This is a genomic window from Streptomyces sp. 13-12-16, from assembly GCF_002114215.1.
Classification (GTDB): domain Bacteria; phylum Actinomycetota; class Actinomycetes; order Streptomycetales; family Streptomycetaceae; genus Streptomyces.
In genome coordinates, this window is record NZ_NCTE01000623.1 from 1 (window position 1) to 2,701 (window position 2,701).

The 2,701-nt window shown below is 72.7% G+C and carries 3 protein-coding genes; 1 reads left to right on the plus strand and 2 read right to left on the minus strand.

All coding sequences use genetic code 11. From position 1 onward, the window contains the following. On the minus strand, positions 1–616 hold a 616-nt coding region (locus B7767_RS24475; RefSeq protein ID WP_373408236.1), incomplete at its 3' end, for a peptidoglycan bridge formation glycyltransferase FemA/FemB family protein. Positions 617–819: 203 nt separating this feature from the next. Here B7767_RS24475 and B7767_RS24480 point away from each other — a divergent pair. Further along, positions 820–2,034 carry an Ig-like domain-containing protein gene (locus B7767_RS24480; RefSeq protein WP_085574096.1) on the plus strand — a complete coding sequence of 405 codons (1,215 nt, stop codon included), beginning with the start codon at positions 820–822 and terminating at the stop codon, positions 2,032–2,034. Between the two features lie 64 nt (positions 2,035–2,098). Here B7767_RS24480 and B7767_RS24485 read toward each other — a convergent pair whose 3' ends face one another. Further along, positions 2,099–2,452, minus strand: coding sequence for a hypothetical protein (locus B7767_RS24485; RefSeq protein WP_030861780.1), 354 nt, complete (start codon positions 2,450–2,452; stop codon positions 2,099–2,101). Positions 2,453–2,701: the final 249 nt, after the last annotated feature.

The window sequence follows — 2,701 nt, forward strand, 5'->3', positions numbered from 1 at the left end:
GGGGGCGCCGGGCGAGCCGTATCCGGAAGACGTGGCGGGGCTGGGCGTCCCCGTCGTCCGCGGTCCCGTCACCGCCGCAGCGGCGCCACCCCCGGGCGCGCAGCCGCTCGGCGACGGCGGTGCCGAGCGGGTCGACCTCACTGGCGAGCACGTCGCCCAGCCGGCGGCCCGGTCCGGCGAGCGGCTTCAGCGCGGAGGCGTCCCAGCGCCGGTACGCGGGGGAGGGGCCCATGCGTACGGCGAACGCGCCCGCGCCGCGCAGGTGGTCGAGCAGCGGCGTGAGCCAGACGTCGACGTCGGGATCCGTCCAGTCGGCCACGGGTCCCTCGGGAAGGTAGGCGAAGTACCTGCGGGTACCGGGGAACTGACGCAGCAGCACCAGTGCCACGCCGCTCAGCGCCCCCGATCCGGGATCCGTGCCCCAGCCGATCAGCCGGGCCCGCCAGCCCTCCTTGACGTCGGCCCAGGAGGGGCACTGCAGGAAGCCGGGGCCAAGGGCCCGGCCGGCGGGCGACGCCAGGAAGCCGCGGTAGACCTCGGGCGTGACGGGCCCGAGAACCACGGGACCCTTCTCCGCCCGAGGGACGCGGTCGGGCGGTACGAGCAGTGCTGACACGGTCCGATCCTCGCTTTCTCCCCGGCCTGTCGCAGGGACGCCGACGATGCTCACAGCGGTCCGTGACCGCTCCGCACGACGAATGTGACGGGACCATGACCGTTCCTCACCAACCCCCGTCACATTGCCCCGTAGCGGCTGACCTGGCCTTTTCCTGGTTCTGAAGTCACGATCGTCCGCTCATCACCGCGGAGTCGTCCGTCATGGAGGTCCCCTTGCACCGCACACGTGTGTTCGCCCACGCCCCGATACGGGCCGCCGTCGCGGCGGCCCTGCTGGCGCCGCTCGCCGCCTGCTCGACGGGTTCGCCGCAGACCGCCCCGGACGCGTCGCGGACCGGGAAGCCCGACGACCGGCCCGTCACGGTCACCGTCACCCCCGAGGGGCGGCAGGCCGCGCCGGGCCGGCCGGTGACGGTCACCGCCTCGCACGGCCGTCTCACCTCGGTGACCGTCACCGACGCTGACGGCCGCGGACTGTCCGGCAAGGTCGCGGCCGACGGCGGGACATGGACGTCGGACCGCAAGGCCGCGCCCGGCACGGCGTACACCGTCGCCGCCGTGACCCGCACCGAGGGCGGCACCGCCGCGACCACCAGGGCCTCCTTCACCACGGCCGGGGCGGACAAGGTCAACAAGGTCGACTGGCGTCCGGGCACCGCCACCACCGTCGGCGTGGCCCAGCCGATCTCCCTGGTCTTCGACAACCCGGTCCGCAACCGGGCCGAGGTCGAGAAGCAGCTCGAGGTCACCACCTCGGACGGCACCGAGGGCTCCTGGGGCTGGATACGCGACTGGTCGGGCAGGGACAGGGTCGACTGGCGACCGAAGTCGTACTGGAAGCCCGGGACGAAGGTGACGCTGAACGCCGAACTGAACGGCACCGACTCGGGCGCCGACGGCGGCTGGTTCGTACGCGACTACACGACGACCTTCACCGTCGGCGCCCGGCAGATCGTCGAGGTCGACCTCGACCGCCACCGGCTCACACTGGTACGCGACGGCGAGACCGTCCGGAGCATCCCGGTCTCCGGCGGCACGCCCGGCGGCGACAAGCGCTCCTGGCGCGGAACGGCCGTGCTCATGGCCAAGGAGGGCACGATCAACATGAACTCCGAGACGGTCGGCCTCGGCGACGCCTACGACAAGATGGTCGACTACTCGATGCGGCTGACCTGGTCGGGCATGTACGCGCACGCCGCTCCGTGGAACGCCCCCTACTTCGGCAACGCCAACCGCAGTTCGGGCTGCATAGGAATGAGCGACGCGGACGCGGCCTGGTTCTACGGGCAGGTACGGCCGGGCGACCCGTTCGAGATCACGGGCGAGGAGACCAAGGGCGTGGTCGACCCGGGCAACGGCTTCGGTGCGTGGAACGTGCCGTGGACCGCCTGGCGGCAGAAGAGCGCGCTGCGGTGATCACGACGCCGACGCCGGGATCACGGCACCGGGCCGGCGTGCCCCGTCCGCGGGCCTCCCCGCCTCAGCGGAACTCGTGGACCACCTGGATCCTGCCGACGATGTGGGCGTTGAAGTCGTCCAGTTCCCCGGCCGGAACCCAGAGTTCGAGGATCGTCCGCCCACCCGCCTGCCGGACGGGGTACCGGCTCAGGAACTCCGACTCGACCTCGAAACGGGTGACGAAGCCGGCGCCGTCGTGCTTCACGTTCCAGTCCCGGGCGATCCTGATCGCGTAGTCCTCGTCGAGGACCGGGTAGAAGATCGGCTGCTCGGGCAGCCGGGGCGGCCACGCACGCCAGTTCAGCTCCCGGACCAGATCCAGCTCCTTGGGACCGGTGGGGCGCCACAGGGTCGTCGTTGTCTGCCGACTGGTCATGCCCGTCACTTCCTGCACGTGGGCCGCTGGTACGACGGTCCGGAGACCCGGACGATACCGGCACCACGGACTCGCCGGCCACGCGGTTTCCACCCGCGGCCGACTCCGTGACCAGCGGTCACGGGACACCCCCTGACCCGGAACCCGCACGCGCACCGGGGCCGGGGGCGTCGGCGGACGGCGGCGGCGCGTCGTCGGCGGGAGCGCCGAGCATCCGCAGCGCGGACAGCGCCCGGGCCCGGACCGCGG